This is a genomic window from Polaromonas naphthalenivorans CJ2, assembly GCF_000015505.1.
Taxonomy (GTDB): Bacteria; Pseudomonadota; Gammaproteobacteria; order Burkholderiales; family Burkholderiaceae_C; genus Polaromonas; species Polaromonas naphthalenivorans.
The window spans coordinates 2,416,562-2,440,681 of record NC_008781.1 but is presented as its reverse complement, the minus strand read 5'-3'; the positions used below and the strand labels follow the sequence as shown (position 1 = coordinate 2,440,681).

General features: G+C 61.1%; 34 protein-coding genes and 1 tRNA gene. 12 read left to right on the top strand and 23 right to left on the bottom strand.

The genetic code is table 11. The features are described from left to right. Positions 1 to 10: 10 nt before the first annotated feature. The 3 genes from PNAP_RS11510 to PNAP_RS11500 all read right to left on the bottom strand — a co-directional run bounded on the left by PNAP_RS11510 (position 11) and on the right by PNAP_RS11500 (position 2,321). Complete coding sequence (locus PNAP_RS11510) at positions 11 to 439, bottom strand: Hsp20/alpha crystallin family protein (RefSeq protein WP_011801687.1); 429 nt, start codon at positions 437 to 439, stop codon at positions 11 to 13. A 51-nt stretch (positions 440 to 490) separates the two neighbouring features. Next, positions 491 to 1,144: a BON domain-containing protein gene (locus PNAP_RS11505; protein ID WP_011801686.1), complete on the bottom strand. Its 654-nt coding sequence runs from the start codon at positions 1,142 to 1,144 to the stop codon at positions 491 to 493. A gap of 175 nt (positions 1,145 to 1,319) precedes the next feature. Continuing rightward, entirely contained in the window at positions 1,320 to 2,321 is a 1,002-nt protein-coding gene (locus PNAP_RS11500) for a zinc-dependent alcohol dehydrogenase family protein (protein WP_408633756.1), read from the bottom strand. A gap of 122 nt (positions 2,322 to 2,443) precedes the next feature. Here PNAP_RS11500 and PNAP_RS11495 point away from each other — a divergent pair, with 122 nt between their 5' ends. Beyond that, positions 2,444 to 2,911 (top strand): universal stress protein, encoded by a 468-nt coding sequence (locus PNAP_RS11495; protein WP_041376670.1) that lies wholly within the window; start codon positions 2,444 to 2,446, stop codon positions 2,909 to 2,911. Positions 2,912 to 2,924: 13 nt separating this feature from the next. Here PNAP_RS11495 and PNAP_RS11490 read toward each other — a convergent pair whose 3' ends face one another. Further along, entirely contained in the window at positions 2,925 to 4,283 is a 1,359-nt protein-coding gene (locus PNAP_RS11490) for an MBL fold metallo-hydrolase RNA specificity domain-containing protein (protein ID WP_011801683.1), read from the bottom strand. Positions 4,284 to 4,412: 129 nt separating this feature from the next. Here PNAP_RS11490 and PNAP_RS11485 point away from each other — a divergent pair, with 129 nt between their 5' ends. Further along, entirely contained in the window at positions 4,413 to 5,078 is a 666-nt protein-coding gene (locus tag PNAP_RS11485; protein WP_011801682.1) for a DsbA family oxidoreductase, read from the top strand. A 108-nt stretch (positions 5,079 to 5,186) separates the two neighbouring features. On the opposite strand, the gene PNAP_RS11480 is transcribed toward PNAP_RS11485, so the two are convergent. Continuing rightward, positions 5,187 to 6,104: a hypothetical protein gene (locus tag PNAP_RS11480; protein ID WP_011801681.1), complete on the bottom strand. Its 918-nt coding sequence runs from the start codon at positions 6,102 to 6,104 to the stop codon at positions 5,187 to 5,189. Between the two features lie 455 nt (positions 6,105 to 6,559). On the opposite strand from PNAP_RS11480, the gene PNAP_RS11475 reads away from it, so the two are divergent. From PNAP_RS11475 to PNAP_RS11430, 10 genes are all read left to right on the top strand, one after another. After that, the gene (locus PNAP_RS11475; protein WP_041377210.1) at positions 6,560 to 7,540 is read left to right on the top strand and encodes a ferritin-like domain-containing protein; all 981 of its coding nucleotides are present in this window, start codon (positions 6,560 to 6,562) and stop codon (positions 7,538 to 7,540) included. A gap of 349 nt (positions 7,541 to 7,889) precedes the next feature. Beyond that, positions 7,890 to 8,426, top strand: a complete 537-nt coding sequence (gene iscR / locus PNAP_RS11470) for a Fe-S cluster assembly transcriptional regulator IscR (RefSeq protein ID WP_011801677.1) — start codon at positions 7,890 to 7,892, stop codon at positions 8,424 to 8,426. Positions 8,427 to 8,499: 73 nt separating this feature from the next. Next, positions 8,500 to 9,717 (top strand): IscS subfamily cysteine desulfurase, encoded by a 1,218-nt coding sequence (locus tag PNAP_RS11465; RefSeq protein ID WP_011801676.1) that lies wholly within the window; start codon positions 8,500 to 8,502, stop codon positions 9,715 to 9,717. 67 nt (positions 9,718 to 9,784) lie between these two features. Continuing rightward, positions 9,785 to 10,186, top strand: coding sequence for a Fe-S cluster assembly scaffold IscU (gene iscU / locus PNAP_RS11460; protein ID WP_011801675.1), 402 nt, complete (start codon positions 9,785 to 9,787; stop codon positions 10,184 to 10,186). A 36-nt stretch (positions 10,187 to 10,222) separates the two neighbouring features. Beyond that, positions 10,223 to 10,546 carry an iron-sulfur cluster assembly protein IscA gene (iscA, locus tag PNAP_RS11455; protein WP_011801674.1) on the top strand — a complete coding sequence of 108 codons (324 nt, stop codon included), beginning with the start codon at positions 10,223 to 10,225 and terminating at the stop codon, positions 10,544 to 10,546. A gap of 97 nt (positions 10,547 to 10,643) precedes the next feature. Continuing rightward, on the top strand, positions 10,644 to 11,162 hold the full coding sequence (gene hscB, locus PNAP_RS11450; protein WP_011801673.1) for a Fe-S protein assembly co-chaperone HscB: 519 nt from the start codon (positions 10,644 to 10,646) through the stop codon (positions 11,160 to 11,162). Between the two features lie 31 nt (positions 11,163 to 11,193). Further along, positions 11,194 to 13,056 carry a Fe-S protein assembly chaperone HscA gene (gene hscA, locus PNAP_RS11445; RefSeq protein WP_011801672.1) on the top strand — a complete coding sequence of 621 codons (1,863 nt, stop codon included), beginning with the start codon at positions 11,194 to 11,196 and terminating at the stop codon, positions 13,054 to 13,056. Positions 13,057 to 13,095: 39 nt separating this feature from the next. Further along, positions 13,096 to 13,434, top strand: coding sequence for an ISC system 2Fe-2S type ferredoxin (gene fdx / locus PNAP_RS11440; RefSeq protein WP_011801671.1), 339 nt, complete (start codon positions 13,096 to 13,098; stop codon positions 13,432 to 13,434). A 26-nt stretch (positions 13,435 to 13,460) separates the two neighbouring features. Continuing rightward, complete coding sequence (gene dnaQ, locus PNAP_RS11435; protein ID WP_011801670.1) at positions 13,461 to 14,183, top strand: DNA polymerase III subunit epsilon; 723 nt, start codon at positions 13,461 to 13,463, stop codon at positions 14,181 to 14,183. A gap of 31 nt (positions 14,184 to 14,214) precedes the next feature. Continuing rightward, positions 14,215 to 14,289: transfer RNA gene (locus PNAP_RS11430), tRNA-Val, on the top strand. 77 nt (positions 14,290 to 14,366) lie between these two features. On the opposite strand, the gene PNAP_RS11425 is transcribed toward PNAP_RS11430, so the two are convergent. From PNAP_RS11425 to PNAP_RS11355, 18 genes are all read right to left on the bottom strand, one after another. After that, positions 14,367 to 15,317: a tyrosine-type recombinase/integrase gene (locus PNAP_RS11425; RefSeq protein WP_232290692.1), complete on the bottom strand. Its 951-nt coding sequence runs from the start codon at positions 15,315 to 15,317 to the stop codon at positions 14,367 to 14,369. Further along, positions 15,248 to 15,523 carry a helix-turn-helix transcriptional regulator gene (locus tag PNAP_RS27640; protein ID WP_198140721.1) on the bottom strand — a complete coding sequence of 92 codons (276 nt, stop codon included), beginning with the start codon at positions 15,521 to 15,523 and terminating at the stop codon, positions 15,248 to 15,250. Before PNAP_RS27640 ends, PNAP_RS11425 begins: the two co-directional genes overlap by 70 nt. A 2-nt stretch (positions 15,524 to 15,525) precedes the next feature. Further along, positions 15,526 to 15,864, bottom strand: coding sequence for a hypothetical protein (locus PNAP_RS11420; protein WP_011801668.1), 339 nt, complete (start codon positions 15,862 to 15,864; stop codon positions 15,526 to 15,528). Further along, the gene (locus tag PNAP_RS26955) at positions 15,861 to 16,343 is read right to left on the bottom strand and encodes a hypothetical protein (protein ID WP_157040269.1); all 483 of its coding nucleotides are present in this window, start codon (positions 16,341 to 16,343) and stop codon (positions 15,861 to 15,863) included. Before PNAP_RS26955 ends, PNAP_RS11420 begins: the two co-directional genes overlap by 4 nt. Next, complete coding sequence (locus PNAP_RS11415) at positions 16,331 to 16,681, bottom strand: hypothetical protein (protein ID WP_011801666.1); 351 nt, start codon at positions 16,679 to 16,681, stop codon at positions 16,331 to 16,333. The genes PNAP_RS26955 and PNAP_RS11415 overlap by 13 nt, the downstream gene beginning before the upstream one ends. A gap of 305 nt (positions 16,682 to 16,986) precedes the next feature. Continuing rightward, positions 16,987 to 17,499, bottom strand: coding sequence for a hypothetical protein (locus tag PNAP_RS11410; protein WP_011801665.1), 513 nt, complete (start codon positions 17,497 to 17,499; stop codon positions 16,987 to 16,989). 281 nt (positions 17,500 to 17,780) lie between these two features. Continuing rightward, on the bottom strand, positions 17,781 to 18,512 hold the full coding sequence (locus PNAP_RS24990) for a hypothetical protein (protein ID WP_011801664.1): 732 nt from the start codon (positions 18,510 to 18,512) through the stop codon (positions 17,781 to 17,783). An 8-nt stretch (positions 18,513 to 18,520) separates the two neighbouring features. After that, positions 18,521 to 18,742, bottom strand: coding sequence for a hypothetical protein (locus PNAP_RS11400; protein WP_041376668.1), 222 nt, complete (start codon positions 18,740 to 18,742; stop codon positions 18,521 to 18,523). Then, a complete protein-coding gene (locus PNAP_RS11395; RefSeq protein ID WP_011801663.1) occupies positions 18,739 to 19,290 on the bottom strand; it encodes a hypothetical protein in 552 nt (183 codons plus the stop codon). Before PNAP_RS11395 ends, PNAP_RS11400 begins: the two co-directional genes overlap by 4 nt. A gap of 107 nt (positions 19,291 to 19,397) precedes the next feature. After that, the gene (locus PNAP_RS11390) at positions 19,398 to 19,766 is read right to left on the bottom strand and encodes a hypothetical protein (protein WP_011801662.1); all 369 of its coding nucleotides are present in this window, start codon (positions 19,764 to 19,766) and stop codon (positions 19,398 to 19,400) included. Further along, on the bottom strand, positions 19,763 to 21,580 hold the full coding sequence (locus PNAP_RS24985; RefSeq protein WP_011801661.1) for a ParB/RepB/Spo0J family partition protein: 1,818 nt from the start codon (positions 21,578 to 21,580) through the stop codon (positions 19,763 to 19,765). The genes PNAP_RS11390 and PNAP_RS24985 overlap by 4 nt, the downstream gene beginning before the upstream one ends. A gap of 44 nt (positions 21,581 to 21,624) precedes the next feature. Next, positions 21,625 to 22,338, bottom strand: a complete 714-nt coding sequence (locus PNAP_RS24980; protein ID WP_011801660.1) for a deoxynucleotide monophosphate kinase family protein — start codon at positions 22,336 to 22,338, stop codon at positions 21,625 to 21,627. Then, positions 22,335 to 22,562: a hypothetical protein gene (locus PNAP_RS11375; protein WP_011801659.1), complete on the bottom strand. Its 228-nt coding sequence runs from the start codon at positions 22,560 to 22,562 to the stop codon at positions 22,335 to 22,337. Before PNAP_RS11375 ends, PNAP_RS24980 begins: the two co-directional genes overlap by 4 nt. After that, the gene (locus tag PNAP_RS11370; RefSeq protein WP_011801658.1) at positions 22,559 to 22,918 is read right to left on the bottom strand and encodes a hypothetical protein; all 360 of its coding nucleotides are present in this window, start codon (positions 22,916 to 22,918) and stop codon (positions 22,559 to 22,561) included. The genes PNAP_RS11375 and PNAP_RS11370 overlap by 4 nt, the downstream gene beginning before the upstream one ends. Positions 22,919 to 22,929: 11 nt before the next feature. Then, on the bottom strand, positions 22,930 to 23,091 hold the full coding sequence (locus PNAP_RS26950; protein WP_011801657.1) for a hypothetical protein: 162 nt from the start codon (positions 23,089 to 23,091) through the stop codon (positions 22,930 to 22,932). Continuing rightward, positions 23,088 to 23,369: a hypothetical protein gene (locus tag PNAP_RS11365; RefSeq protein ID WP_011801656.1), complete on the bottom strand. Its 282-nt coding sequence runs from the start codon at positions 23,367 to 23,369 to the stop codon at positions 23,088 to 23,090. The genes PNAP_RS26950 and PNAP_RS11365 overlap by 4 nt, the downstream gene beginning before the upstream one ends. Next, positions 23,366 to 23,848, bottom strand: a complete 483-nt coding sequence (locus PNAP_RS11360; protein ID WP_011801655.1) for a hypothetical protein — start codon at positions 23,846 to 23,848, stop codon at positions 23,366 to 23,368. Before PNAP_RS11360 ends, PNAP_RS11365 begins: the two co-directional genes overlap by 4 nt. Beyond that, complete coding sequence (locus tag PNAP_RS11355; RefSeq protein ID WP_011801654.1) at positions 23,845 to 24,108, bottom strand: hypothetical protein; 264 nt, start codon at positions 24,106 to 24,108, stop codon at positions 23,845 to 23,847. The genes PNAP_RS11360 and PNAP_RS11355 overlap by 4 nt, the downstream gene beginning before the upstream one ends. Positions 24,109 to 24,120: the final 12 nt, after the last annotated feature.

Sequence of the window (24,120 nt, the reverse complement as noted above, 5' to 3'; positions counted from 1 at the left end):
TGACCCGCTTTTATTGCACCGTGATTTTCTTCGATTCGGGCGATGCTTTTTTCGGCAGTTCCAGCGTCAGCACGCCGTCGGTGTATTTGGCGACCACCTTGGTGTCGTCCACATCCTGGGCCAGGCTGAAGGTGCGCGAAATATTGCCCCAGTAGCGCTCGCTGCGCAGCACCTTGCCGCCCTTGTCCTTGGATTCCTTTTCGCGGTTCACCTCGGCGTCGATCTGCACCACATTGCCGTCGATGCGCACATTGATGTCTTCCTTCTTGACCCCAGGAATGTCGGCCTTGACTTCATAGGCATTGTCTTTTTCCGACACATCGACACGCATCTTGAGCGCTGGAGTGTCGGCCTCCAGCGCCATGGGGTTGAAGAAGCGGCGCAGGGCCGTGTTGAAGGTGTCGCTGATTTCAGTGTCAAGTAAACGCAGGTTGCTCATGATGAATCTCCTTGGGTTAATTGAAGATGAAAAATTAACAAGTCGGCATCTTCAGTAACCGACCTTCAGCTTGTCCACGACGCGCGAAACTCCCTGCGCCGAGAACGCAGCGCCAACGGCCGCTTCGCGCTCCGCCAGCGAATGCACCGTGCCTTTGAGGGTCACCACGCCGCCCTCGACCTCGACGCTGATATGCCTGGCTTCGCGCATGGCCTGGCGCGTCAGGGCTGCGGTGATCTGCTCGCCGATGTTCCTGCCGCTGGCGCGGGGCTTGATGGCGATGCGGTTGTATATCCCATGCACGCCTGCCAGCGGCCGGATGCACTGCTCGGCGCGGACCAGCTGGTAGCTCCAGTCCACCTCGCCGCTCAGTGTGACCCAGCCGTTCTCGACCAAGACCTTGATCTTGTCGTAAGGCACCAGGCTGTTGAGCCGCAAGGACGTGGCTGCGGCTTGCGCAATCTCGGAATCGCTGCGCTTGTGCTCGGCCGAGAGCTTGACATCGAGTTCCAGTGCAATGCCGCGCACGCCATCAACCCGCTGGATGGCGCGCTCCACCGCCTCCTTTTCGGCAAAACTGTTCAGGTGGCCGGTGAGCGTCACCACGCCATCGGTGACCATGACGCCGATGCCGGTGGCGTTGATGGCCGGATCCCACGCCAGTTCGTCGATGACGTTGGCCTTGAGTTGACTGTCGGTTTTCATGCCTGCACCTCCTTTTTTCAAATAAGCCGAATTCCGCAAATTTTTGGGTTCGGCTTCAAATTTTCAATATATGAGGCCGGCTTCGGAGCTGTTTGATATTTCGCAAGCCGCTCCATCCCGGTGCGCTCAAGCGCCCAACCCTTGATCTGGCGCAAACGGGCCGTGGCCTGGTGGCTCAGGGAACCAGCACCGCCGCCCCGTTGAGCGTGCCGTCGCGCAAGGCCTGAACGGCTGCGTTGGCGTCCTGCAGCGCAAAGGCCTGCACATGGGTTTGCACCCGGCAGTCCTCAAGCAGGCTGAAAAACGCATCGCCATCCTCGCGCGTGAGGTTGGCGACCGACTTCAGGACACGCTCGCCCCAGAGCAGCCGGTATTCAAAGGTCGGGATGGGGCTCATGTGGATGCCTGCGCAGACCACCGTGCCGCCCTTGCGGGTGGCCGCCAGGGCCGCCGGAACCAGGGCGCCCACCGGCGCGAAAATCAGCGCGGCATCGAGCAGCAGGGGTGGCGCCTGGTCCGAGCCGCCGGCCCAGGCCGCGCCCAGGCTGCGGGCAAACTGCTGCCCGGCCGCATCGCCTGGCTGGGTGAAGGCATACACCTCCTGCTTCTGGCTGACGGCGATCTGGCAAATAATGTGCGCTGCGGCGCCGAACCCGTACAGGCCCAGGCGGCGCGGCGCGGATTCGCCGGCCAGGCGCCAGGCGCGAAAGCCGATGAGGCCGGCGCACAGCAGCGGCGCCGCGTGGCAGTCGTCATAGCGAAAGGGCAGGGCGAAGCAAAAGCGTTCATCGGCGGCGGCGTATTCGGCAAATCCGCCGTCTCGGTCATAACCCGTGAACACCGGGAAATCGCAAAGGTTTTCGCGCTGCATCGCGCAGAAGGCACAAGCGCCGCAGGTGCCGCCCAGCCAGGGAATGCCGACCCGCTGGCCGACGGCAAAACGGCTGGCCAGCGCGCCCCGGGCCACGATCTGCCCGACCACCTCGTGCCCCGGCACCACGCTGGCCAGGCGCGGCGGCAGCTCGCCGTCGATGATGTGCAGGTCGGTGCGGCACACGCCGCAGGCCAGCACCCGCAGCACCACGTCGTGGTCGCCGGGCTGCGGCACAGGCTTGAACCCGCCCAGCAACTCGCGGCCCAAAGGGTCGGTACTCATCGCAAACATGGAGGTTGGCAACATGAATTCATGGTACGCACATGCCTGCCTGCGGGCGAAAATTTCAGGTTCCCCCTTGACATTGCGCAAATGCAATAAAACCCGGGTGCGAAAAGATGCCTTCTTCAACCCAGGAGCCCTCCATGCCCAGCTTTCACCAGATTCTTGTGCCGGTTGACGGCAGTCCCCCTTCGGAAAAGGCGCTGGATGAAGCCATCCGGCTGGCCCGGCTGAACGGCGCGCGCCTGACGCTGCTTCATGTCGTCGATGAAATGGGCTACGTCAACGGCTTCGAGTCGGCCGTGAACTACCTCAACGACATCATTCCACTCATGCGCGTGGCAGGCGAAAAACTGCTGGCGCACGACCGGCAAAAGGCGCTTGACCAGGGCGTGCAGGCGGACAGCGTGCTGATTGACGAGGGACCGGGCCGCATTTGCGAGCATGTGGCCGAACAGGCGGCGCTCGCCAAGGCTGACCTGATCGTCGTCGGCTCCCATGGCCGGCGCGGCATCGGGCGCCTGCTGCTGGGCAGTGATGCCGAGCAGATTGTGCGGCACGCGCCGGTGCCCGTGCTGGTGGTCCGGGCGCCTGCTGAAGCGAAGCCGTAGCGCGGGCCGAAGCTCAGTCCAGCATGACCGATTCCAGGTAATAAGGCATGTGGCAATTCCAGTGCAGTTCGCGCTCGATGCGCTGGCGCATCGCGTCGGCAGCAGCCGGCTCGCCATGCGTGATGAAGGTCTGGCGCGGCGCTGACTTGAAGTTTCTCAGCCATTCAATGATTTCCGCGCCGTCGGCGTGGGCCGACAGGCTGGACAGCATGGCGACCTCGGCGCGGATCGGTACTTCCTCGCCGAAGATGCGCACCGTCGATGCGCCGCCGGCAATGGTTGCGCCGCGCGTGCCGCCGGCCTGATAGCCCGCGAACAGGAGGGTGTTGCGCTTGTCCGGCGCAAACGCCTTGATGTGGTGGAGCACCCGCCCGCCGGTGGCCATGCCGCTGGCGGAAATGATGACCATCGGCCCGCGACGCGCATTGAGCAGGCGCGACTCTTCGGGCGTATGCACGATCTGCGCGCTGTGCGCCATGGCCCGGCATTGCGCTGCGGTCAGCCGCAACTCGGCGCGGTGGCGCTCGTACACATGGGTGGCATTGGCGGCCATCGGGCTGTTGAGGTAAACCGGCAGGTCGTGGATGACGCCCTGCGACTTGAGCAGGTGGATGCAGTACAGCAGGCTTTGCGCACGCCCGACGGCAAACGCAGGAATCACCACCACGCCGCCGCGCGCCGCCGTGCGGTTGATCACATTGGCCAGCTCCAGCAGCACGTCGGTGTTTTTGTGCAGCCGGTCGCCGTAGGTGGACTCGACCACCAGGTAGTCGGCGCCCTCCATGGGCGAGGGCGCGGCCAGCACCAGATCGTTCGGCCGGCCGATGTCGCCCGAAAACAAAATGGAGCGCGTGCCATTGTCCAGCCGGACGAAGGACGAGCCCGGCATGTGGCCCGAAGGCGTGAGCGTGGCTCTCAAGCCTTCGGCGGGCTGCCACCCGGTGCGGTAGGCGACGGGCTCGAACAGCTTCAGGCAGCGCTGGGCGTCACCCTGGGTGTAGAGCGGCAAGGCCGGGGAATGTTTGGATTTCTTGTGCCGGTTCAGGTACTCGGCTTCTTCTTCGAGCAGGTAGCCGCAATCGGGCAGCAGGATGCTGCACAGATCGAAGGTTGCCGGGCTGCAATACACCTTTCCGCTGAAGCCTTGTCGGGCAAGCAAGGGCAGATACCCGCTGTGGTCAATGTGCGCGTGGGTGAGGATGACCGCATCGATGCGCGCCGGCTCAACGGGCAGCGGCGACCAGTTCCGCAGGCGCAACTGCTTGTAGCCCTGGAACAGCCCGCAGTCCACCAGCAAGCTGGAACTGCCCTGCCGCAGAAGGTATTTGGACCCGGTGACGGTGTCTGTTGCACCAAGGAACTGGAGTTGCATGGCCAAGTTTAGGAAGCGGGCGGGCCGGGCGGCTTGATGTTCATCAAGCGCGGGGGTCGCTGAAGACCGGCAAACGGTAAACGGCTGGCTGTCCGATACTCAAGCGAAATTGAACTCCCGTAAAAAACCATGACAACGCTTCTCAAAATCGATTTTGTCTCCGACGTTTCCTGCCCGTGGTGCGCGATTGGCCTGAAATCGCTGGACCAGGCGCTGCAACGCGTGGCAGGCGACATCCAGGCCGAGCTGCATTTCCAGCCGTTCGAGCTGAATCCCAAGATGCCGCCCGAAGGCCAGGAGATCACCGAGCACATCACAAAAAAGTACGGCATCACGCCCGAGCAGGCCGATGCCAATCGCGAAAACATCCGGCAGCGCGGTGAAAAGGTGGGCTTTGCCTTCAGCCGGGCGGACCAGCCCGGCGGCGGGCGCAGCCGCATCTACAACACCTTCGATGCCCATCGCCTGTTGCATTGGGCCGGGCTTGAGGGAGCGGACCAGCAAAGGGCGCTGAAAGAGGGGCTGTTCAAGGCCTACTTCACCGATGGGCAGAGTCCGGCTTCGCACGAGGTGCTGGCGCGCGTCGCTGGCGAAGCGGGCCTGGAGCCGCTGCGGGCCGGCGAGATTCTGGCAAGCCATGCCTACGCCAAGGAAGTCCGCGAACGCGAGTCGTTCTACCTCACCCAAGGCATCCATTCGGTGCCGGCGGTCATCATCAATGACCGTCACCTGATTTCCGGCGGTCAGCCGGCCGAGGTCTTCGAGCAGGCCCTGCGCCAGATTGCGGCGGGCTGAAGAAGCCTGCTTGAAGCGATGCGCTGGCTGCGCGCCAACGAATAAAGAAAAGGCACCTGGAGGGGTGCCTTTTCTGCTCAGGGCGGCTCAATCCGCTGTGCCAGCCGCTTATTTATGCTGCCTGGAGCCCGGGCTGCTGCTGCCGGTGGCGCTTGATGCGCCTGAACCGCCGGAGCCAGCCTCGCTGCCCGAGCCTGAACTGCTGCTACCCGGCATGCCGCTACCCTGGATGCCGCTGGGCAGGCTCATGTTCTGGCTTTGACCCGAACCCGTGCCGCCCGTTCCCTGCGACGCGCGTTTGCTGCGCCAGCTGTTGAATTCCTCCGAGAATTTGCCGTAGCGCTCCTTGCGCCAGTCCTCGTAGTCCTGGTCCAGGCTGCGCAACTGCTCGCTGCGCCACTGGTGATAGTCGGGGTCGTAATGATGGCCCTGGCCTCCCTGGCGAGCCTGGCCGTACTGATTCCCGGCCTGCTGGCCCATGTCCTGCCGGCCGCGCTGTTCGGACGCATAGCCGCCATAGCGCTGGTTGCCCTGATAGTCGGCATGGCCGCCGGAGGGTTCCTGCTGAGTCCCCATGCCGCCGTAGCCCGTGCCCTGGCCGAAATCCTGCTGGCGCGAGCCACCGGAGGTCATTGCCTGCGAGTCCCAGTCACTGCCCGAGGCGTGGCGGCCTTGCTCCGCGCCGTAGCCGCCCCCCCGGTTTTGCTCATAGCCCGGCTGGCTGCCCGAACCGAAGTCCCGGCCACCGCCATAGCCCTGGCCACCATAACCCTGGCCGCCTTCATGGCCGGAACTGCCGGCGCCACGGCCAAATGAATTGTCTCCCTGGCCGTAGCCACCGTATTGCGAGCCCTGCTGGCTGAACTGGTCCTGCTGGCCGCTTCGTGAACCATAGCCCTGCGACGGCCCGCCCTGCCGGCCGCCTCCTTGCTGCTGCCGGCCACCGCCCCGGTTATTCATGTTTTGCTGCCGGTCGCCGGAACGCCATTCGTTGATTTCCTGATCTTCATAGTTGCGTGAACGCATGTCGTGCTCCTCGAATGAGTGAAGAAAAAGGCTGCAGACCTGGTCTGCGGCATGCACCAGGATGGCCGGCCATGCCAGCAACCGTGCAACAAAGCTGACAGATTGTTTGGCAGCTGCACGGCTTTTCGCTTTGGTGCATGGACTGAATTTAGGCAAGCCCCGGCAAGGCGCGTGTCGGATGGGGACGAACTCGGTGTAGGACAAGTTAACGGCCATGACAGCGTTCATGCGGAACTTGACGCCTGAGTCGCTGGGTGCTATTTTTTCAATAGCAGCTTGTGCAGTTGGATATTGCGCAGAAGGCCTTTTTTGCATTGAAGTCTGCAAAGGGTGGGCGATTTTCTCCTACAGCGCTGTCTGTGCTTGCCTGACCGATGCCGCTCTTCATCGGGACGACCATGGGGCTCGCGCTGAAATTCAGGCACGCAACTTAAAGGAACCCCCTTATGGCAAATATGGCAGATGAAAAATCAATGAACCTTGACCCGATCACCGATGCGCCCGGTGCACATCCGGTCGGTACCGGTGTCGGTGCCGCCATGGGCGGCGCTGCAGCCGGTGCGGCCGCTGGCGCCTTGGGCGGACCGGTCGGTGCGCTGGCCGGAGCCGTGATTGGCGCCGTGGCCGGTGGCCTGGGCGGCAAGGCCGTCGCCGAATCCATCAACCCGACCGCCGAGGAAGCCTACTGGCGCGACAACTACCAGCGCGAGCCCTATTACGAAATCGGTCGCAGCTACGACGACTATGCGCCGGCCTACCGCCTCGGACTGCAGGGGCGCACAGGCTACGAAGGCCACTTTGACGATGTGGAGACCCGCCTTGCGGCCGATTGGGACCGCGACCGGCAAAACTCCACGCTCACCTGGCAGCAGGCCAGGGCGGCCAGCCGCGCCGCCTGGGACCGCGTGGCCGCGCAGACCGGCAGCTACGGCGGAATGCAGGGAACATGGGCCAACACCATCAGTGGAGCAAACAACATGACAGCAGACAACGACGAAGTCATCGACACCCTCAATGACTTGCTTGAATCCTGCCGTGACGGCGAATATGGTTTCAACACCTCGGCCGAACACACCAAGACGGCCGACCTGAAAACCATGCTGCTGCGCCATGCGCAGGAATGCCGCACGGCCGGCCAGGAGTTGCAGGCGCTCATCCGGCAACTGGGCGGCGAACCCGACGAGGGCGGCACCGTTTCGGGGGCGCTGCACCGTGGATGGGTTTCGGTGCGCGGCACGCTCACCGGCCACAGCGACCTGTCCATGCTCGAAGAATGCGAGCGCGGGGAAGACGTAGCCGTGGCCCGCTACCGCAAGGCCCTCAAGCAAGACCTGCCGCCGGCCATCCGCGGCGTGGTTGAACGCCAGGCTGAAGGTGCCCAACGCAACCATGACCAGGTCAAGGCGATGCGGGACGCGCTGAAAGCGAAGAGCTGACTGTATTGAAGGCGCCTTGAAGCCGGCGCCGGTTTTATTGCCTGCATCGCCTGATGCGGCAAACGGGGACAGCCGCAGCGGGAGCCGTTGCTGCTGTCCCTTTTTTTCAGGTGGCTGCCCAGCCTTGGTCCATTTCCAGCGCGCTTCAAGCGTGCTGCGAGAACTCAGCCAGAGTGCAAAGAGGGCCTGCCCATGTTATACTTGACGAAATTAGTCAAGAACATGACGACAATAAAAAACATTCCCGGCACCAGCTTGCTGGCTGGCTTGGGTGCAGAGGGAAAGCTCCCTGATGGTCACAAGCTTTCGGGGTCAAAACGACAGTCAAGCACACTTTAAGGAGCTTGTTATGCGTCTCACGACCAAAGGCCGTTTTGCGGTCACCGCGATGATTGATCTAGGACTGCGCCAGAACAATGGTCCGGTCACGCTGGCCGCTATCAGCCAGCGCCAGCAAATTTCGCTGTCCTACCTGGAGCAGTTGTTTGGCAAGCTGCGCCGCCATGAACTGGTCGAGTCCACCCGTGGACCCGGCGGTGGTTACACCCTGGGCCGCAAGGCCTCCGAGATCACCGTTGCCGACATTATCGTTTCGGTGGACGAGCCGATTGATGCCACGCAGTGCGGCGGCAAGGAAAACTGCCTGGGCGATGGCAGCCGCTGCATGACACATGACCTCTGGTCTTCGCTGAATAGCCGCATGGTCGAGTTTCTGGATTCCGTGAGCCTGCAAAAACTGGTTGATGACCAACTGGCCAAAGGCGTGATGGTTGAAAGTACGCCGCAAATAAAGAAGGCCGTTTTTGCTTCGCCAGTCGTCAAACAAGTGCGTGTTAATGCCCCCAATTCCGTCTTCGCCCTCGGCAACGCATTTTCCAAATCCTGAGGGATCTGGACCGCATTGCAGAGACGTCATTGTTCAAGCTGCCAGCCAGCCAAAAAATTAAAGAGCTAGCCACATGGAAACCCCACACTTCCCGATTTACATGGACTACAGCGCTACCAATCCTTGCGACCCGCGGGTGGTGGACGCGATGATTCCGTGGTTGCGCGAGCATTTCGGCAATCCCGCATCCCGTAGCCATGCCTGGGGCTGGGAAGCCGAAGCTGCGGTTGAAAAAGCGCGTGAGCAGGTGGCCGCGTTGATTGGCGCCGACCCGCGCGAAATTGTCTGGACCAGCGGCGCCACCGAGTCGAACAACCTCGCACTCAAGGGTGCAGCCCATTTCTACAAGTCCAAAGGCAAGCACCTCATCACCGTCAAGACCGAGCACAAAGCGGTGCTCGATACCTGCCGGGAGCTGGAGCGTCAGGGTTTCGAAGTCACTTACCTGGATGTGCAAACCGATGGTTTGCTGGATCTGGAAGTGCTCAAGGCGGCGATTCGGCCTGACACGATTCTGGTCAGCGTCATGTTCGTCAACAATGAAATCGGCGTGATTCAGGACATTCCTGCCATTGGCGCCCTGTGCCGCGAAAAGGGCATCATTTTTCATACCGATGCCGCGCAGGCAACCGGACGGGTCGATATCGACCTGCAGACGCTGCCGGTCGATTTGATGAGCCTGACCTCGCACAAAACCTACGGCCCCAAAGGCATTGGGGCTTTGTATGTGCGCCGCAAACCGCGCGTTCGGCTCGAAGCGCAAATGCACGGCGGTGGTCATGAGCGCGGCATGCGTTCAGGCACGCTGCCGACGCACCAGATCGTCGGCATGGGCGAGGCTTACCGCATTGCCAAAGCCGAGATGCATGAAGAAAACAAGCGCATCCGCGCTTTGCATGAGCGCATGCTGAACGGCCTGAAGGACGTCGAGGAAGTCTTCCTCAATGGCGATGCCGAAAAACGCGTGCCGCACAACCTGAACATGAGCTTCAATTTCGTTGAAGGCGAATCCCTGATCATGGGTATCAAGGGCCTTGCCGTGTCGAGTGGTTCGGCCTGCACGTCGGCCAGCCTGGAGCCCAGCTATGTGTTGCGCGCCCTGGGTCGCAGCGATGAACTGGCCCATAGCAGCCTGCGCATGACGATAGGCCGCTGGACGACCGAGGAAGAAATCGACTATGCCGTTGCCACCATCAAGGAAAATGTGGCCAAGCTGCGCGATCTTTCCCCATTGTGGGAAATGTTCAAGGATGGTGTTGACCTGTCCACCATCCAGTGGGCGGCGCATTAAACAAAACAGGTAGTTTTATGGCTTGAAACGAGTCATTTACCCACAAATCCTAACTGAGGAATTAATCATGGCATACAGCGAAAAAGTGGTGGACCACTATGAAAATCCCCGCAACGTCGGTTCTTTTGAAAAGGGCGATGAAACGGTAGGTACCGGCATGGTCGGCGCTCCGGCCTGCGGCGACGTGATGAAGCTGCAGATCAAGGTCAATCCGATCACGGGCGTGATTGAAGATGCACGTTTTAAAACCTACGGTTGCGGCTCGGCGATTGCCTCCAGTTCGCTCGTCACCGAATGGGTGAAAGGCAAAACGCTGGACCAGGCTGCCAGCATCAAGAACAGCGCGATTGCCGAAGAACTGGCACTGCCGCCCGTCAAGATTCATTGCTCCATCCTGGCCGAAGACGCCATCAAGGCGGCCGTGAATGACTACAAGCAAAAGCACAGCATTGCCGAAGCCGCGCACTGACACACTGATCAACCTGTTTAATTTCGAGCGATTTACATGTCCGTTACCCTTACTGACGCAGCCGCCCGCCACGTGACCCGCTACATGACCAAGCGCGGAAAAGGCGTGGGTGTACGCCTGGGCGTCAAGACCACTGGATGCTCTGGCTTGGCTTACAAGCTGGAGTATGCCGATGAAATCGCACCTGAAGATGTCGTGTTTGAAGACAACGGCGTGAAGGTGCTGGTGGACCCCAAAAGCATGGCCTATATCGATGGCACCCAACTCGACTTTGTGCGCGAAGGCTTGAACGAAGGCTTCAAGTTCATCAATCCCAATGAGCGTGACCGCTGTGGGTGCGGTGAGAGTTTTCGCGTTTGACTGGTTAAATCAGGCGATGCTTTGCATGGCGCAACACGGTGCGCACTTTTTTCATTGCCGCCTTCACTGACTGTGCTGGCGGTTTTTTTTTATTCCCATGAACCTTCAATCCAACGATTTTGAGCTTTTTGGTATTTCCATGCAATTTGCCCAGGACCGTGCGCAACTCGACGCACGCTGGAAGGAATTGCAGCGCGAAGCCCATCCTGACAAGTTTGCGGCGCAAGGTGCGGCGGCTCAGCGCGTGGCCATGCAGTGGTCGGTGCGTATCAACGAGGCTTATCAGCGGCTGAAAGATCCGCTTAAACGCGCCAGCTATTTATGCGAACTGCACGGCGCCCCCATCAATGCCGAAAACAACACCGCCATGCCGTCAGACTTCCTGATGCAGCAGATGGAATGGCGGGAAGCCCTGGAAGACGCTAAAAGCATTGACGATTTGGAGAAAATAGCCTTGGAGACTAATCTCAGCGGCCGTAAGCAGCTATTAAAAATAGAGCAGGCTCTGGATAAAAACAAGAACTTCCCGATGGCGGCTCAGCAGGTCAGAAGCCTGATGTTCATCGAACGGTTTGCCAGCGAGGTAGATGCACGCATCGACCAGCTGGGACAATAAAGCATTCAAAAGTACAGCAAAGAAAAGCGCCATGGCTCTCCTGCAATTATCCGAACCCGGCCAGACGCCCGACCCGCACCAGCGACGCATTGCCATTGGCATTGACCTGGGCACTACCCATTCGCTGGTGGCCAGCGTGCGCAATGGGGTGTCTGAATGCCTGCCTGATGCGCAGGGGCGAGTGCTGTTGCCCAGTGTTGTGCGTTATCTGGAGGGTAGCCGTACGCAAATCGGATTCGATGCCTTGACCGCACAAGTCCAAGACCCATGCAACACGATTTCCTCGGCCAAGCGCCTGATGGGGCGGGGCATCAACGACATCGGCAACCGCGAGCACATGCCTTACCAGTTCATCGACAAGCCCGGCATGGTGACGCTGCAAACCGTTGCCGGCGAAAAAAGCCCCGTTGAGGTCAGTGCCGAAATTCTGGCGTTGCTGCGCCAGCGCGCGGAAGATACCTTTGACGATGATATTTATGGCGCCGTGATCACGGTGCCCGCCTATTTCGACGATGCACAGCGCCAGGCGACCAAGGATGCGGCGCAACTGGCCCGATTGAATGTGCTGCGCCTGATCAACGAACCCACGGCGGCGGCCATTGCCTACGGACTGGACAATGCCAGTGAAGGTGTTTATGCGGTTTATGACCTTGGCGGTGGAACTTTTGACATTTCCATCCTGCGTTTGTCGCAAGGCGTGTTCGAGGTGGTTTCCACGGGCGGCAACTCTGCCCTGGGTGGCGACGACTATGACCGCGCGCTTGTTGAGTGGACTCTGGCCAAAGCGGGCATTGCTGCAGACACGCTGACCGCGTCCGACAAGGCGGCCTTGCAAAAGACAGCGCGGGCTTGCAAGGAGGCGTTGTCCGCTGCATCCTCCGTGCCATTTTCAGTCCAACTGGCCAAGGCTTCCATCAACTTTGCAATGAAAGCCGAAGATTTCGAGACCGCCTGCGCCCATCTGACGCAGCGCACCATGATGGCCGTGCGCAAGGCCTTGCGTGACGCTGGCCTGGCGAAGGATGAGGTTCAGGGCGTCGTGATGGTGGGCGGCTCGACCCGGATGCCGCAGGTGCGCAAAGCCGTGGCCAGTTTTTTTGGTTGCGAGCCGCTGACCAACCTCAACCCCGACGAGGTGGTGGCGCTGGGCGCCGCCATTTCGGCCAATCAGCTGGCCGGCAACAACACCGGCGCCGATTTGCTGCTGCTTGACGTCATTCCACTGTCGCTCGGCATTGAAACCATGGGTGGCCTGGTTGAGCGCATCGTGCCGCGCAACCAGACCATTCCCACGGCGATGGCGCAGGATTTCACCACCTACCAGGACGGCCAGACGGCGCTGGCTCTGCATGTGGTTCAGGGCGAGCGCGATCTGGTGGCCGACTGCCGCAGCCTGGCGCGTTTTGAATTGCGCGGCATTCCGCCCATGGTGGCCGGTGCCGCGCGCATTCGCGTGACTTTCACGGTGGACGCCGACGGCCTGCTCAGCGTCAATGCCAAAGAGCAGATCAGCGGTGTCGAAGCGCATATTGACGTGAAACCATCCTATGGCCTGTCGGACGATGAGATCGCCCGCATGCTGCAGGACAGTTTTTCAACCGCCCAGCAAGATATGCGGTCGCGCGCACTCGTTGAGGCGCAGGTGGATGCGGACCGCATGATACTGGCGACTCAAAGCGCACTGGCGGCTGATGCGGACCTGCTCAACTCAAGCGAGCGCGCCCAGATTGACCGCTTGATGGCTGGCCTGGCCGATATGCGTGCAAATGGTGATGCCGCCGCCATTGAAGCGGCAACCCAGGCACTTGCCAAAGGCACTGAGGCTTTTGCTGCGCAGCGCATGAACCGGGGCATTCAGAAAGCCCTGGCCGGGAAAAACATCGAGTCGGTCTGAAACATTTCACCGCACTTTCAACTTCAACAGATCGATACCATGCCCATCATCAGAATCCTTCCCCATCCCGAATACTGCCCGCAAGGCGCTGAAATCACGGCGCCTGCCGGCACGTCCATCTGTGAAGCGCTGCTCGACAACAAAATCAATATCGAGCATGCCTGCGATCTGAGTTGCGCCTGTACGACTTGCCATGTGATCGTGCGTGAAGGTTTCAACTCGCTCAACGAGCTTGACGAAAGCGAGGAAGACCTGCTGGACCGCGCCTGGGGGCTGGAGCCCAATTCACGCCTGAGCTGCCAGGCTTTTCTGGCGCAGACCGATGTGACGGTCGAAATTCCAAAGTATTCGATCAATCACGCCAAGGAAAACCATTAATCGGCCTCAAGGGGAGAATCCGGACCATGCGTCAAATTGTTCTAGATACTGAAACCACGGGTCTTTCTGCCGAAAACGGAGACCGCATCATTGAAATTGGCTGCGTGGAACTGGTGCGCCGCAAGCTCACGGGCAACAACAAGCATTTCTACCTCAATCCCGGGCGCAACAGCCACGAAGATGCGCTCAAGGTTCATGGCATCAGCAATGAGTTCCTGAAAGACAAGCCCAAATTTTCGGCTGTGGTGGACGAACTGCTCGACTACCTGCAGGGCGCCGAGATCATCATTCACAACGCGCCTTTTGATGTGAGCTTCCTGAACAAGGAACTGGAGATCATCGGCAGGGAACCCCTCATGCACTGCGTGGCCAAGGTGACCGACAGTTTGATGATGGCCAAGGAGATGTTTCCGGGCAAGCGAAATTCGCTGAACGCCCTGTGCGACCGCCTTGAAGTTGACAATTCAGGGCGAACCCTGCATGGCGCCTTGCTGGATGCCGAGTTACTGGCGGATGTGTATATCAATCTCACACGCGGGCAAAACAGCCTGATGATGGATATTGGCAGCCCGGTGCAGACGGGTGAGAGCGAACCGCTCGTTGACCTGCGCCTGTTTGAGCTTCCGGTTTTGTCCGCCAGCGAGCAGGAGATGGATGCGCATGAGAAAGTGCTGCTTACCCTTGACAAGGCCAGCCGTGGCAAAACGGTCTGGCGACTTGAAACCAGAGAAATTGAAAAGACTACCTGAAAAGCAGCATATAATAGAAAGCTGACCGATAGGGCGGTTAGCTCAGGGGTAGAGCACTGCATTCACACTGCAGGGGTCGCAAGTTCGAAACTTGCACCGCCCACCAATGAAATCAAGGACTTAGCGAATGCGCCAAGTCCTTTTTTTATTTCCGGTGTAATTCCCGGTGTAAATTCTCCAAAATCACCCAGCAGTCACCAGCATCCCGAGCTTGTTCAGCGCTTCGCGCTGCTGCTCGACTTGCAGGTGCGCATAGCGCTGCGTCGTCTGCGTGTTGCTGTGCCCGAGGATTTTCGACACAGTGTAAAGATCAACCCCCAGCGCGATCAAGATGCTGGCGCAAGAGTGGCGCAGGTCATGGAAGTTGACGTGCTCCATGTCCGCCTTGACCCGCGCCCGGCGCCATGACGACTTCACGCCATCGATCGTCATCGTCAGCGGGAAATGCACCAGCCAGGGCCGCAGGGCAGGGATGATCGGAATCACCCGGCTGCGCAGCGTCTTGGTGTGACTGGCCGGAACGATGATTTCGTTTTCCTTGATGTGCTCGGCCCGGATCTGGAAAATCTCGCCGCGCCTGGCGCCCGTCAGCAGCGCCGCCCAGATGGCCGCTTGCGCCTGCTCTGTGCAATGTTGTGTAATCTGGCGCACCTGGTCAACGCTCAAAAACACCTCGCGCTTGTTGTTCACGCTCAGGCTCTTGATGCGCAGGCCGTAGTTTTCCGGAATCAGGTTGCTTTCCCAGGCCAGCGCCAAGCCCTTCTTGGCCGTGGCCAGGCTGCGGTTGATCGTGGCCGGTGCATAGGCCGGCTTGAGCTTTCCATCCGGTCCTTTTTGCAGCGCACCCATGTCCTTGATGACGTGCGCCGCAAATTCACGCGCCTGGCTGGCCTTGTACTTCTCGGCCCATGGGCCGAGCCGCAACGCGTGATGTGCCGAGGTGGTGGCGCTGCGCAGGCCTTTGGCATGCTCCAGGTAAATCCCCAGCATCGATGACATTGACGGGTCGCCCGGAATGTTGACGCTGCGCGGCGCCTTGATCAGCGCGCCGCGCAGTTCGGCTTCTAGGCGCTTGGCGTCACCCGCAGTTGCACCTTGCGGAAGGATTCGGTGAATGCGTTCGCCGCCGACCATAAGGCCGATGTGTTTACGACCTTTTGCGTCTTCCCAGATTGACATACTTGGTTCTCCTTGAGCCATTTTTTGCATTCGGCCAGATCGTAGCGTTTCGAGCGGCTGCCCACTGGCGTGTAGGGCAGGCCGGTATGCTCCAGGCGCCGGATCGTGGACTCGCTCACGCCCAGCGCCGCGCAAATCTGCTGGCGGTTTAAATCGCTCATGATCAACTTTCTGTTTTTTGTTTTTCCGACAAGCGGCTGCGGGCTTCGTATTCCGCACTGGGTTCAATGTCGCCTTCATCCTCGTCTTCAAAATCGCCTGCAATGGTGCGGTCCAGGCAGGGCAGACAGGAGTAATAGCTGCCCCAAAACGAGCCATCGACCCGCGCCCGCTCATGGCGCGCCCGCGCGCCGGCTGGGATGGTGCAGGAGGCGCTGTCGGCAAATGCGTGGCAGGGATGCTCCTTGCGTGTTGTGACCATCTTGACGCTGCGGCACGTCAACTCAGACTCGTCGCCCTGGAACAGATCCACGGCCAGGTAGTCGGCATCGGTGCGGTTCATTCTCGCGCTCCTTTGATTTTGTGGTGACGCTCTGCAAACCGGGCGCCCGTATGAAAAGCCAGCCGGTTTACATGCGTCGGATGGAATGGATTGATCGCATCGATTTCTTTATCGGTTAGCGGCTTTCGATCTACGCAAGGCTGAGGCGCTGAGAAATATGGTGTGGCTGGTCCAACTGGATCGCCGCAAGCGTCCTGGCCTTGATGAATAAACGCTGGTTGTGTCGTCTGTTTGCAATAGCTCGGCTCGGCGTCAATACTGAGTCGAAAATTGCTGACTCCCAACCTGGCCGTGTACATCCAGTTGTCGGATAGCATGCCGGCATAGCGCTCGCAAAGCGCCGCAATTTTGGGGTCGTGCGCCATCCATCGGGCGTCTTCCTCGACCTGTATGCGTAGTTCGTAGACCTGTTGCTTGACAGTCCAGATTCGGCGATTGCGCCAGGCGTGATAGCGTTCAATGAGGCTCATGACTGGCATGGTTGGCCCTCTGCTTTTTGTTTTTCTGCCAATCGACTGCGGGCTTCGTACTCCGCGCCGACTTCCGAGTCCTCATCGTCATCGTCAGGAACATAAAGAGCCATCGCCGTGCAGCACAGGGCGCACCAGCGATGCGACATAAGCTGCCCGTCGAACTTTGAAGACTGGCTGCGCACGCGCTCGCCCTTTTGGATTTCCAGGCCGCAATGGGCGCAGGGGCCTTCCTTGCGCGCGACAACCATCTTGTTGCTGAAAACCTTGTCGCCCTGCTCGCCAAAGTCGCCCTCGAACGGGTCGAAGCTGAGAATGAGTTCGTCGGATTTTTCTAGATTACTCACGGGGGTTCTCCTTCAGTGCCGTGAACGTTTGATCTTCGCCAGGGCCATATTTATGGCCCGTTTGGCTCGTTTTATGTCGTAGTGATTTGAGGTCTGGTCTCGCAGCTCAACAGCGCGGCGTTGTCCCTTTTTAGTCAGGGCCATTACGTTGGTCTTATGGAATAACCGGGAAGTTCTAATCCCTCCACCGGGTACGGGGACCATTAGCCCTGATTTCATCAGGCCGGCGCGGACGGCGGGACATCCGACAATGCAAGCGCCGCCTTCTGCCAAAGCCCACGTTAAATATCGCCAGTCATCCATGGTCACTCCACCGTCGCAGGATCGGCACGCTTCAGCCATCCCGACCGGCTGTCGCCAAGCCGTGAATCCAGCTGCTCGACCGTCTCTGGCCAGACGTGCATGTCATGCACCAGGCGCTCGTAAACCGCATTCCAGAAGTGCCGGATGATCGGATCGGGGTGCTTGAAGCCCACGATCTCGACCGCATGCATAAAGTGCATCTGGAAGTGATGAGGGATGGCGTCGAGGTCGCGCAGGTAGCCGTTCACATGGACCTGCATGCGCTCGTACCATGGATCGAACTCGTCATCGCCGACAAGTGACGGGCCGGTGAAGCTGCCGCCATTCGGATCAATCGGGTTATCCAGGACGCGCCCGTCAATGGCGGAAAGCAGCAGGCAGCGCCGGTACCAGCGCAGCAGCATCTTGATGGCGCCGTACTTTGGCAGGCCATCCGGCCCGCGTATGGCGGTCAGCAGCACGGTTTGCTGCATCATTGGTAGGGCATGTGTCCATGCTTGTGTTACTGAGGTCATTTGATTTACTTTTTAAAAAGGACAGTCGCTTGCGACTCGTCCGGGGGTATCGAATGCAATGTGGGCGGCAATATCAAGCAGCGTTTCGACGCTTTCATCAGCCCGCTCGGCATGGTTCAAATCGCTCCACGGGTTTTTCGTGCAATAGGGTGATCCTGGGCGATGTGCGTAGTGGTAGCCACCGCAGCGGCAAAGCGCATGACCGGACCTGTCGCAATGAGCCAGCAGGGAAAGCCAGTCAGTACGCCTTGTCCTGCACTCGGGGCAGCGGTAGCGGTGGGTCATGGCGCCAGGTCGCGGGCCGTCAGGATGTAATCGCGCACCTTGCTGACTTTGTAGAAGTTGGTCGGCGTGCAGTGCTTGCGTGCCCAGCCCTTGACAAAGGCATCAAGCGATTGCTTCGCATCGGCGCTCACGTCGGGATAGTCTTCGGCATACTCGCCACCGTCTTCGCGGGCGCGCTCTCCCATCTGTTCGAGGATGTCGTCTGCATTGATGTAGGTGGCGGGGTCCGGGATGACGGCATCGGCCACGTAAACGGTATCGCCGACCGCCAGTTCATCATTGCTGCCGAGCAAGTCGGCCAGGCTGTCGTAATTGAAGTCCTCGTTGACATCATCCGACCAGCACTCAGCCGGAACTGGAGCCTGCTTGGTGCTGTACAAACCGGTCTGTGCTGGCTCGCCAGCCTCGGGCATCAGTGCGGTCGCCAGCGCCATCTGAAACAGGTCGCGGCATTTGTTCGCCAGCGCGGCCGGAATGACACGCGCATCGCTTCCATCCGGGCAGCAGTCCAGGTACGTGTCGGGCACCGCGCCCACGCTGCCGCAGCCTGGGCAAAAGCGCAGCATCGGCTCTACTGCCGCAGCCGCAGGGTCAATCACTAGTGCCAGCCCTTGCATGTCAATCGTTTCGCCCTCGATGGCATGGCTATATCCAGCCGCGATCAGCGCGGCCTTGATTTCGGAATGAACGGCTGGGCTAACAGTGCATTTAACGTAGGTGTGGGTCATTGTTGTTCTCAGTGATTTGAAAGTGTCGAGCCGTCTTTACCGGTCCATTTGTCGCAGCATGAAAGTGGCTGGATCGTGAATTGATGGGCCTTGCAAAGCGGTTTTGAGCGCGCCGGCAGGCTGTTTGTCGTCAGGTACACATACGGTTTTTTGAACGCCGCGCAGGTCTCGCAGCGCGGCACGTTCGTTTCGTAATTGATGCGCTTGCGCAGTTGGCCGAGCTTGCTCATCCTTGCGCTCCCGAGGCTGTGGCAGCCTTCTGGTTGTAGACCTCGGCACCGGCGACGTCAGACATGCGGGCCGTGCCGTTTCTGACCTTTTCGGCCAGCTCAAAGGCGCCAGGGAAAAAGAGTGTGCCCAGCGTAGAGCGCTCCAGGAACACTTCGGTGGCCAGCTGCGCCGCCTCATGCAGGATCTTGGCCTGGCTGCTTTGCCAGCGCCCGCCGTCAACGCTGAACTGCAGCACGGTGCGCAGGGCCGCGTGCAGGCGCTTGGCTTCCGGGTGGTGGGGAACTAGGGCCAGGGCGACTTCCGCGCCGACGCCCAGTACCAGCGCCAGGTTGGCCAGCAGCTTGGGGTCGCGTTCGCCGTCCAATGTGAAGTAGATCCGGGTGCTTACGCTGGTCATGTATGTCATCAACTCGGTCACGCTGTCGATCTCCTCCCTGGCGATGACGGCGCGTCCGACCGGGCTGGCGTGCGCGGCAATGGCTTGGCCTGGCTGGGCATGCGCCTGCAGGCGCTTGAGTTTTCGCCCGTGAGTGGTGGTTTTTCTCATTTCACAATCCTCAGAACAAATTCAACGATGCCCATGCAGCCGGCGACCAGCGCCAGTGCCTGAACGATGTAGCCGGCCTGCCGGCGTTGGGGCGTGTGCTTCATGGCTCAGGCGCTCACGCGGCCGCGCTGGCCGACAAAGGCGAACGGCAGGTCTGCGGCGCGGTAGGTCTGTGCTGCTTTGGGCTGCTTGGCCCGCCTGGGCGCCTTGGCCGGCTCTGGAGCTGGTGCCGGCATGGCGGCCTGCTGCCGGGCCAGCCAGGCATCGGATGCCGCCTGGCTGTCGAAAAAACGCAGCATCTTGCACGGCGCCTTGACCTTGAACAACTTGCCCTGCTTGACCCAGGCGCTGCAGATCTTGTAGGCGTTTTTCTGGTGCTCGGCGTCGCCGCGCTCGATGACAAAACCCGATGGCGTGGCGGAATCCTCGGCAATGCGCTGGCGCAGCAGCACGCCGTCTGGGCTGGGTCTTTTCATGCCGTCACCTCTGCAGGGGTGTAGGCCTGGCGCACGGCCTCGACGTCAACGCCGTACTGCATGGCGGCTGCCAGCATCGGCTCTGGCGCCTCGGGTTTGCCGTAGCCGAGCATCCGCACGTTATCGACCAGGGCGCAGTCCAGCAGCAGGGTGGTCAACTCCTCTTTCGACATCCGGCCGGCCTTGTCTTTCAGGTCGTCCGTGTCCTCGGCGTCGTAGAGCGCCAGGAGAACGCCCTTATCGACGTACGCCACGCCGGCGATGGTTACCTGCGCAATCATCCGCAACTCGAACAGGCCCGTCCCCACCCTGGCGGCCGTTTCGCGCACCTTGTGCAGGGCTGCGACATTGATGCGGGTCTGTTCCGCCGCCTTGGCTTCGCGGGCTTTTTCTTCTTCCTTGCGGTCGCGCTCGTAGGCGTTCCAGTCGGTGCGGCCATTGGCGGGCTTGGCCGGGGGCGTCTTCACGCCTGCAGCTTCGGCTTCCTTGCGCTTGACGACCTCGATGGTCTTGCCGTCGCGCGGGTTCTGGATCGTCAGGGTGGTGACGGCCGGCCCGGCCGTGCCTTTGTTGGCGCTCTTGAGCGCTTCGCGCATTTCCGAGACCGGGATGTAGTCGCCCTTGACGTTGCCCTGGGCATCGACCGCCTTGCGCGCCGCGTTGCCGGTCACCATGATCTTGCCCTTGGCTTCGAGCGCTTCCTGGTTGCGTTTGAGCTGGGCGGTTTTCTTGCCGGCAAAGCAATCGGGGTCGGTGCAGACGTTCTGGCCCTTCGGCGAGTTGCTGTAATAGTCCGGCTTGTCGAGCAGGTCGGCATACACAATCGGATCGACGCCCGAGCGCTTCGGGCAGACCGTGCAGGCGCCTGCACTGGCGACCAGTCCAGCATCATCGAGCGCCCACAGCGCCGCTTTCAGGTCGAGCGTGAACTTTTCGGACAACTCGGATCGGGCTGCGCGCAGGCTCTTGAGTTCGCCCCCATAGCCGGGCTCCAGCATCAAGGCCAGCGCCTTGGCCTGGTTTTTCTCGCCCACCACCCGGGCCACACGCGTGGCGACCTCGGCGCGGATCTTGCCAGCCCGCAGCGCGGCCTGGCCGGGCGCGTGCAGCGTGGCGAGCTTCAGGCGGTTGTAAACATGGGTGCGGCTCTTGCCGATCTGCCGGGCCAGCTCGTCCTTGGTAATGCCATGCGCTGCAATGAAGGCGGCGTAACCCAGCGCCTCGTCCATCGGATCGAGGTCGCGGCGCTGCACGTTCTCCACTGCCTGCAGCTGGGCGCTTTGCGCGTCCGTGAGGTCGCGCACGATGGCCGGAATGAATTCCAGCTTCGCCGTGAGCGCGGCGCGGTGCCGGCGATGGCCGAACACCAGCTCGTAACCGCCATCGCCCCGGGGGCGCACCAGCACGGGCTGCATGATTCCCACTTCCCGGGCGGACTCGGCCAGTTCCTCCATTTCCTCGGCCGGGTAGTTGGTGCGCGGATTGAAGGGCGATTCGTGAATGGTCCCCAGCAGCAGCTGCTCGACCTTGTTGAGTTTGGCATCGGTGTACAGGTTGATCGTCTTGCGGTGATCGGTCAGATCCATGGTGTCTGGATGCAGCTTGTTCGGATAGGGTGTCCAGTCGCTTTCCTGCACTACATAGACCGCGCCGTCCTCGGCCCCGACCTGGTAGGCGGTCTTGCTGTTGCGCGCAATGACAGTGGCCCGCTTGCCGGCAGCCGGATGCGGCTCGCCGCTGATGTCGCACAGGTTGAAATTGAGAGCGACTTCCTTGCCGATCAGCAGCTGGGAGAGTTTTTGAGGTTTTGCCATGGTGATCTCCGGGGAGTTAATGGGTGACGGCAGGGCGGCGCGGCTCATGACCGGCTCAGCCTGGAAAAGGTGGAGCCCATGTTGATCAGGCCGGCGTCATCGAGGCCTGTCTCGGACTTGACCCAGGCGCCGGTGACCAGCGCCTGCAGGTGCTTGATGTCGTGGCAGTTGTTGATCACCAGGTCCGGCTTGAAGCGGCTGCCGTCCGTTTCGCTGACATGGCTCGCGTCGTGCTTGAGGCCGGGCCGCTTGATCTGCCAGATCACGCCGCCCATGGCGCGCACGGCTTCGGCTTCGTTGTCGAAACGCACGTCGCTGATGACGTGGCGCCACTGGTTGCTTTCCTGCTGGATGTAAACCCGGGCTTTGAGGGTTCGCGTCCAGTAGTCCTGGCCGCTGTAGATGCGGCGGTATTCGGTGCCCCACCACTGCATGATCTGCCGGGGTGAGCGGGGAGCGAAAAACTCCTCTTTCAGGCTCCTGCCGGGTTCGAGCCATTTGCCCTGCGAAATCATCGCCATCGCAAAGCCGCTGACCGTGCTGCAGCGCCGCAACGCCAGCGCCGGAGTTGGCACTTCCTTGGTGTCGCGGCGCGTCAGGATCGACTGGTCAATGCCAAAGGCCTGGCAGACCTCATTGCGCAGCGCATCGGCAAACGCCAGCTGCGAAAACCGCAGGTGCACGGCCAGCAGCTGGGCCACCGTGTCCTTGCCGCAGCTGGCCAGGCCGCACAGGCCGATGATGTGGGGGCGGTTCATGCGGCCTCCGCTGCTTGGGCCTGGATCAGCTCGCCCTGCAGCGTCGCGCTGGCCAGGCCGTACTGCACGCTGTCGGCCTGGCGGCTGCAGGTGCGCAGCAAGTCCATGGCCAGCGCCTCGGCCGGGGTGCGCGGCTGGCCCACGCACGGCACGCCGGCATCGGTTTGCACGGTGACGCCCCGGCCCTTGGGTAGGTCGGTTAAAACGATGGTGATGGTGGTCATACGAGGCGCAGTCCTGGGGTTGATGGGGTTGATATGGATTTGTCGGCGTGCTTGATCCAGCTGGGCGCCAAAGGGGCCAGCTGGCAGGTCTTGACGCTGGCGCGCAGCTGGTTCTGCACGCTGCGAAAGTGAAAGAGTTCAAGGTCCAGGCACCGGCCGGCCGTGAGTTCGTGCTGGTGCCGGTCGTAAAACTCGGCGGCCTCCTTGCCCAGCCACTGCACCGTGATGCCGTCGGGAAACAGCCCGCCGGTGTCGCGCAGCACCAGTGCTATGCCGCGCGTGGTGTCGGCTGCGACGCAGGTTCCAGCGCGCATGCGCAGATAGGCGCGAATGGGGAGAGTGACCGGATCGGACATGGCGGCTCGGCTTAGAGGCAGGCGTAAAAAGCCAGCGCCAGCACGACCGCGATCAGCCCGAAGCCCTGGCAGATCAGCAGGCCCGTGTCGTCGGCCAGGTCGTCGGCCAGGTCGTCGGCCAGGTCGTCGGCGCTGCCGTCCAGCGGCTCGCTGTTGCGGTCGGTGCGGATCACGGCCGGCCTCCCTGGGCCACGGTCACGGGCTTGGCGGCGGCGCGGCAGATCAGGTTGCCGTCAGGCGTCCAGATCGGCGTGCGGCCCAGCGCTGCGCATTTGGCGGCGCCGCCATCGGCCTGCGCGGCGGCGTATTCGGCCTCGTCGGCAACGTCTTGCGCGGCCTGTGTCTCGCTCGGGCCGTCGATCAGCCAACTGCTGGCCATGATGATGGCGAGGGCGCAGACAAGGCTCCAGGTGGATGCGGACAGCAGGCTGGTGGTCGAGTGGCGGCTCATGCTGCACCTCCGGCTGGCACGGCTGCATCGGGTTGGGGGTCATAAATCCGGTAGATGTCCTGGTGGCTTTCAGGCACCAGGCGCCGCTGCTTGATCAGCCGTGCCTCGTCCTTTTTGTCATAAAAGTAAAACGCCTCCACCGGCTCGTTGTCGGGGTTGCGCACGTAGCGCGCATCCCGGGCGAAATATGCGTCAACATCAACTTCGTAGTAAGCGTCGTCGAGCATTTTTTGATCGGTGCCGAAGCGACGCAAGACGGTTTGAGCCCAGTCACGTCCGCTGCGATAAACCTCTTCTTTGTGCCAGATAACGAAATTGACCCGCACCTTGGCGTCGGGACTGTTGGACGTGCTGTCGCCTAAAAAAATACTGACAGTGGCCTGCACCGTGAAGTAAGGCGCAGTGAATTTGCGTGTGCGAGCCTTGCCGCTCGATGGGGACGTTGTGCAGACAGCTGCACTGGTATTGGCGGCGTTCATGCTTCCAGTCCCAAGACGCGGCGGGCGATGAAGTGGCCTTCGTCCTGGCCGGAAAAGTAGGCGTCCGCTTCGCAGGTGCCTGCGTTGTAAGGCATCGGGGGGATTGAAGCGCCGCACAGGCGGCGGTCGAGGATGGCGTGCACGCCCTGGCGGTACTGCTCGCTGCGTGGGACGCGGCCGACAAAGAATGCCTTTTCCATCAGGCTGTCGATCTCTGCGGGTGTGCGGGCGTCTGCACGGGTTGGGGAAAGTGCTTCCAATTCAGCCTCCGG